The organism is Streptomyces sp. NPDC006134, assembly GCF_040628835.1.
GTDB lineage: Bacteria > Actinomycetota > Actinomycetes > Streptomycetales > Streptomycetaceae > Streptomyces.
In genome coordinates, this window is sequence record NZ_JBEXTV010000002.1 from 80,144 (window position 1) to 86,143 (window position 6,000).

The window sequence follows — 6,000 nt, forward strand, 5'->3', positions numbered from 1 at the left end:
TAGCGTCCCGGGCATGAGCAGCCTGACCGGTGGTGTCGGTGGTGTCGTGAACGGTGGCGTGTCCTTCTGGTACGCGGACGATGGTCTTCCGGCGGTGCGTGAGCCGCTGGACGGGGACGCGTCGGCGGATGTGGTGATCGTCGGGGGCGGGTATACGGGGCTGTGGACGGCGTACTACCTGAAGCGGGCGGTGCCGTTCTTGCGGGTGGTGGTGCTGGAGGGGAGGTTCTGCGGGTACGGGGCCTCGGGGCGCAACGGCGGCTGGCTGTACAACGGGGTGGCGGGGCGGGACCGGTACGCGCGGCTGCACGGCCGTGAGGCGGCGGTGCGGTTGCAGCGGGCGATGAACGGCACCGTGGACGAGGTGATCCGGGTCGCGGAGGCGGAGGGCATCGACGCGGACGTCCACAAGGGCGGGGTCCTGGAGGTCGCCTGTTCGCCCGCGCAGTGGGCGCGGTTGCGGGCGTTCCACGAGGCGGAGGTGGCGTTCGGGGAGAAGGACCGGGAGCTGTACGGGGCGCGGGAGACGGCGGAGCGGGTCCGGGTGGCGGGTGCGGTGGGGTCGTCGTGGACGCCGCACGGGGCGCGGGTGCATCCGGTGAAGCTGGTGAAGGGGCTGGCGGCGGCGGTGGAGCGGCTGGGGGTGGTGATCCACGAGTCGACGCCGGTGACGGAGATCGGGTCCGGGCGGGCGGTGACGCCGTACGGGACGGTGCGTGCGCCGTATGTGCTGCGGTGTACGGAGGGGTTCACGGCGGGGCTGAAGGGGCAGCGGCGTACCTGGCTGCCGATGAATTCGTCGATGATCGCGACGGAGCCGCTGACGGAGGCGCAGTGGGCGTCGGTGGGCTGGGCGGGGCGGGAGACGCTGGGGGACATGGCGCACGCCTACATGTACGCGCAGCGCACGGCGGACGGGCGGATCGCGCTGGGCGGGCGCGGGGTGCCGTACCGGTTCGGGTCGCGGACGGACAGCGACGGGGGGACGCAGGCGGCGACGGTGGAGGCGTTGCGGGAGGTGCTGGTGCGGATGTTCCCGTCGCTGGCGGGGGTGGGGATCGCGCACGCGTGGTCGGGGGTGCTGGGGGTGCCGCGGGACTGGTGTGCGTCGGTCGAGCTGGACCGGTCGTCGGGGCTGGGCTGGGCGGGCGGATACGTCGGGTCGGGTGTGGCCACGGCGAATCTGGCGGCGCGGACGCTGTGTGATCTGGTGCGGCTGGATTCGGGGCAGGGCGGGCGTACGGAGCTGACGGAGTTGCCGTGGGTGGGGCACCGGGTGCGGCGGTGGGAGCCGGAGCCGCTGCGGTGGCTGGGGGTGCGGGGGTTGTACGCGGTGTACCGGGCGGCGGACCGGCGGGAGCGGCTGTCGCACCGTGCGGGGTCGTCGCGGCTGGCGCGGGTGGCGGATCGGGTGGCGGGGCGGGGTTGATTCGGGGGGAGTTGATCCGGGGTGGAGTTGATCCGGGGCGGGGTTGATTCGAGGTGGGGTTGATTCGAGGTGGGGTTGATTCGAGGTGGGGTTGATTCGAGGTGGGGTTGATCTGGGGCGGAACTGATCTGGGGCGGAACTGATCTGGGGCGGAACTGATCCGGGGTGGGTGCTGTCCGCCGTCCTGCCGTTCCGTGGTCTCGCCGCCCCGCCGTTTCTCCGCCCCGCCGTTTCTCCGTCCCGCCGTTCTGTGGTCTCGCCGCCCCGCCGTCCCGGCCGCCGGGTCAGGGTTCCAGGATCACCTTGCCGGTCGTGCCCCGGGTTTCCAGCGCGCGGTGGGCGGCGGCGGCCTCGGCGAGCGGGAAGCGCTGGACGGCGGGGGTGAGGCGGCCTTCGGCGGCCTCGGTGAGGGCGCGCAGTTCGAGGGTGCGCATCGGGTCGGGGCCGCCGGCCCTGCCCAGCATCGCAGGGCCGAGGACCTGTTCGGAGACGCCGTCGACGAGGTAGGGCTTGCCGTCGCGCAGGCCCTCGCCGGACCAGCCGAAGACGAGGTGCTTGCCGCCGGGGCCGAGCAGGGCGACGGCTTCGCGGGCCACGTCGCCGCCGACGCCGTCGAAGACGACGGTGGCGTGCCGGCCGCCGAGGTGGGCGCGGACCTTCTGCGGCCAGGCGGGGTCCTTGTAGTCGACGGCGAGGTCGGCGCCGTTCGCCTCGACGCGGGCGGTCTTCTCCGGACCGCCGGCCAGGCCGATCATCGTGGCGCCGGCGTTCTTGGCGTACTGCACGAGGAGGGTGCCGATGCCGCCCGCAGCGGCCGGGACCACGGCGACCGAGTCGGGGCCGAGCTCGGCGAACTGCAGAATCCCCATCGTCGTACGGCCCGTGCCGATCATGGCGACGGCCTGGGCGAAGTCGAGGGTGCCGGGGATCTCGTGGAGGCGGCCGGCGTCGGCGACGGCGAGTTCGGCGTAGCCGCCGGGGGCGAAGCCGAGGTGGGTGACGACCCGCTTGCCGAGCCAGGTGTCCGGGGTGCCCGCGCCGAGGGCGTCGACGACGCCGGCGATCTCGCGGCCGGGGATGGTGGGCAGGGCGGGCAGTTCGGGCATCGGGCCCCGTATGCCTTCGCGCAGGGCGGTGTCCACCAGGTGGACACCGGCGGCGCGGACGGCTATGCGGACCTGGCCCGGGCCGGGTGCGGGGTCCTCGACCTGCTCGTAGGTGAGGTTCTCGGCCGGGCCGAAGGCGTGCAGTCGGATGGCGTGCATGGGTCTCCCTGGTGGGTTCGTCGGGGTGCGGTTCGTTCGGAGGCGCTCTCGTGCGGTCTGGGTCTGAGGTCTGGGGTTGGGGTCTGGGGTTGGGGTCTGGGGTTTGGGGTCGGTGATCTTTGGTGGCGGACCCACTCTTCAACCTCAAGTCTGCTTGAGGTCAAGCTTTCGCTCGCGCGGGTCCGGGGGCCGGGGATTGTCAGTGGTGGCGTGCAGCATGGGGGCAGGGCGAGGGTGGCGACGGGTGGCGGGCCGAGGGGTACGGCGGTGAAGGCGGCGCGGCGGCCGGAGGCGCGGCTGCCGCCGCTGGTGCCGTACGGCGGCGGAGGGCTGGAGCCGGACGGGGACTACGACGGGCTGGAGTTCCGGGAGGTGGATCTCGCAGGGCAGGACGGGGCGGGCGCCCGTTTCCTGGACTGTGCGCTCGTGGGATGTGTGCTGGACGGGACGGTGCTGCCGCGCGCCCGGCTGCTCGACACGGTCCTGACGGGGGCGCGGGGTGTGGGGACGGGGCTGGCCGAGGCGACCCTGCGCGATGTCGACCTGCGCCGGGTCGCCGCGCTGGAGGTCGCCCGGGGTGTGGACCGGCTGGCGGGGGCGGTGATCAGCCCGGCGCAGCTGATGGGTCTGGCGCCGGTGCCGGCGGCGGAGCTGGGCATCCGGGTGGAGGGGTGAAGGGTGCCGGTGCCGGCGTCTGTGCCGGTGTCCGGTTCAGGGGAGGCGGGGGAAGCGGGCCTGCAGGGTCCAGACGGCCGGGTTGTCCGCGAGGTCCTCGTGCATGTCGGTGAGGTCGGCGATCAGGTCGTGCAGGAAGTCGCGTGCCTCCCGGCGCAGTTCGGCGTGGGAGAAGGACAGCGGGGGGTCGGACGGCGGCAGCCACTCCGCCTCGATGTCGACCCAGCCGAAGCGGCGCTCGAACAGCAGGCGGTCGGTGGACTCGGTGAAGTCCAGCTCGGCGTGCTGGGGGCGGGAGGCGCGGGAACCGGCCGGGTCCCGGTCGATCAGCTCCGCGATGTCGCACAGTGCCCACGCGAAGTCCAGCACCGGCACCCATCCCCAGGCTGTGGAGATCTCCCGGTCCGCCTCGGTGTCGGCGAGGTACACGTCACCGCAGAACAGATCGTGCCGCAGGGCGTGGACGTCCGCGCGGCGGTAGTCGGTCTGCGGCGGGTCGGGGAAGCGGGGGGAGAGGGCGTAACCGATGTCGAGCACGGGGTGATGGTGTCACGGCGGCGGCGGTCGTGCTGCGGTGGGCGGTAGTAGGAAGGAGTGGGGGGAGCGGTGGGGTCACGGCAGCAGCCGTTGCTCCTTGGCCACCGCCACCGCGCCCGCTCGGGTGTCGACGCCGAGTTTGTCGTAGATCCGGCGCAGGTGGGTCTTGACCGTGGCCTCGCTGATGAACAGGGCCCGGGCGATGTCGCGGTTGCCGAGGCCGCGGGCGAGCTGGGCGAGGATGTCGCGTTCGCGGTCGGTGAGGGAGGGGCGCGGGTTGCGCAGGCCGGCCATGACGCGGCTGGCGACCGGCGGGGAGAGCGTGGTGCGGCCCTGGGCGGCGGCGTGGATGGCGGCGAACAGTTCCTCGGGGCGTTCGGCTTTGAGCAGGTAGCCGGTGGCGCCGGCCTCGATGGCGCGGGTGATGTCGGCGTCGGTGTCGTAGGTGGTCAGCACGAGGACGTGCGGGCGGGGCGCGGGGCCGGTGGTGAGGCGGCGGGTGGTCTCCACGCCGTCGATGCCCTCGCCGAGCTGGAGGTCCATCAGCACCACGTCCGGCGTGAGCTTCGCGGCCAGGGCGAGCGCCTCCTCGCCGGTGCCCGCCTCGCCGGCCACCTCGATGCCGGGGGCGCTGTCCAGCAGGGCGAGCAGTCCGGCGCGGACGACGACGTGGTCGTCGCAGACCAGGATGCGTACGGGGCCGGGAGCGGACGGGGTCATCGAGGGTTCTCCAGGGGGACGGCGGCGGACAGGACGGTGCCCTCGCCCGGTGCCGACTCGACGGTGAGGGTGCCGCCGAGCTGACGGAGCCGGGCCCGCATGGCGGGCAGGCCGTGGCCGCGCACCCCGGCCGGGGCGCCGGGCGGTACGGCCGGGTCGAAGCCGTGGCCGTCGTCGGCGATGTCGAGGACGACCTGGTCGTCGAGGAGGGTGAGGGTGAGCGTGGCGGTGGTGGCGCCCGCGTGCTCGCGGACGTTGGCCAGCGCGCCCTGGGCGATGCGCAGCAGCGCCGACTGGACGCGGTCGGGCAGCCGCGGGGCCCGGCCGCCGTCGTCGACGTGGACGCGTACGGTCAGGTGCTCGCCGGACTCCCGGCCGGCCAGGGCGTGCAGCGCCGCGGCGAGGCCGCCGCCGCGGGCGAGGTCGGCGGGGGCGAGGTCGTGGACGAAGCGCCGGGCCTCGGCGAGGTTGTGCTCGGCGACGGACGCGGCGGCCCGCACATGGGCGTGTGCCTTGCCCGGGTCCGTCTCCCACACCCGCTCGGCGGCCTGGAGCAGCATCCGCTGGCTGGACAGGCCCTGGGCGAGGGTGTCGTGGATCTCCATGGACAGCCGCTGGCGTTCGGCGAGGGTGCCCTCGCGGCGTTCGGAGGCGGCCAGGTCGCGGCGGGTGCGGATCAGGTCGTCGATGAGGGCGCGCTGCCGGGCGGCCTGGCGTGCGGTGTGCAGGAAGACGGCCGTGGCGATGGCGGCGACGGCGGGCGGCGCGAGCAGCAGGTTGGGGTCGAAGCGTCCGGCGAGCCGCAGCTGGGCGGCGACGACGAACAGCGTCAGTACGGCGACCAGCGTCAGCGCCGCCCGCGTGGGCAGGACGCGCAGGCCGGTGTAGAGGAGGGGCACCGCGCACCAGGAGAAGCTGGGCGCGAGCACGACGAGCACGACCCACACCGCCACGACCAGGGCGAGCCAGGCAGGCCGCCACCGGGCGGGCCGTGCCCCGGAGCCGTTCAGCGCGGGTCCGGCCAGGTGCAGCAGGGCGAGGACGACGGACAGGGCGATGATCCACGGGGTGCGGGGCTCGCCGGGGTGGCGCAGCAGGAAGCGGGCGAGGGCGCCGCCGAGCAGCAGGAAGAAGGCCGCGTGCAGCACGGCGTCGAGCCACCGGGCGTCCGGGGCGTGGCCGGGCGAGGCGGGGTCGTACGGCTCCGTCATCCGGACGCGCCTCCTTCCAAGGGCCGTGCTTTCCGCGGCCCGTGCCGTCCACGGACCGTGTCTTCCGTCGGCCCGTGCCGTCCACGGACCGTGTCTTCCGTCGGCCCGTGCCGTCCACGGACCGTGTCTTCCGTCGGCCCGTGCCGTCCACGGACCGTGTCTT

At 74.3% G+C, this 6,000-nt stretch carries 6 protein-coding genes; 2 read left to right on the forward strand and 4 right to left on the reverse strand.

Annotation, left to right across the window (positions count from 1 at the left end; all coding sequences use genetic code 11):
- Positions 1-13 precede the first annotated feature (13 nt).
- The gene (locus tag ABZ340_RS01700; RefSeq protein WP_358779728.1) at positions 14-1,429 is read left to right on the forward strand and encodes an FAD-dependent oxidoreductase; all 1,416 of its coding nucleotides are present in this window, start codon (positions 14-16) and stop codon (positions 1,427-1,429) included.
- Positions 1,430-1,713: 284 nt separating this feature from the next.
- Here ABZ340_RS01700 and ABZ340_RS01705 read toward each other — a convergent pair whose 3' ends face one another.
- On the reverse strand, positions 1,714-2,694 hold the full coding sequence (locus ABZ340_RS01705; protein WP_358779729.1) for a zinc-binding dehydrogenase: 981 nt from the start codon (positions 2,692-2,694) through the stop codon (positions 1,714-1,716).
- Between the two features lie 210 nt (positions 2,695-2,904).
- On the opposite strand from ABZ340_RS01705, the gene ABZ340_RS01710 reads away from it, so the two are divergent.
- Positions 2,905-3,369 (forward strand): pentapeptide repeat-containing protein, encoded by a 465-nt coding sequence (locus ABZ340_RS01710; RefSeq protein ID WP_358779730.1) that lies wholly within the window; start codon positions 2,905-2,907, stop codon positions 3,367-3,369.
- A 36-nt stretch (positions 3,370-3,405) separates the two neighbouring features.
- Here ABZ340_RS01710 and ABZ340_RS01715 read toward each other — a convergent pair whose 3' ends face one another.
- From ABZ340_RS01715 to ABZ340_RS01725, 3 genes are all read right to left on the reverse strand, one after another.
- Positions 3,406-3,906, reverse strand: a complete 501-nt coding sequence (locus ABZ340_RS01715) for a hypothetical protein (RefSeq protein ID WP_358779731.1) — start codon at positions 3,904-3,906, stop codon at positions 3,406-3,408.
- Between the two features lie 75 nt (positions 3,907-3,981).
- Positions 3,982-4,626: a response regulator transcription factor gene (locus ABZ340_RS01720; RefSeq protein ID WP_358779732.1), complete on the reverse strand. Its 645-nt coding sequence runs from the start codon at positions 4,624-4,626 to the stop codon at positions 3,982-3,984.
- The gene (locus ABZ340_RS01725; RefSeq protein ID WP_358779733.1) at positions 4,623-5,837 is read right to left on the reverse strand and encodes a sensor histidine kinase; all 1,215 of its coding nucleotides are present in this window, start codon (positions 5,835-5,837) and stop codon (positions 4,623-4,625) included. Before ABZ340_RS01725 ends, ABZ340_RS01720 begins: the two co-directional genes overlap by 4 nt.
- Positions 5,838-6,000 lie beyond the last annotated feature (163 nt).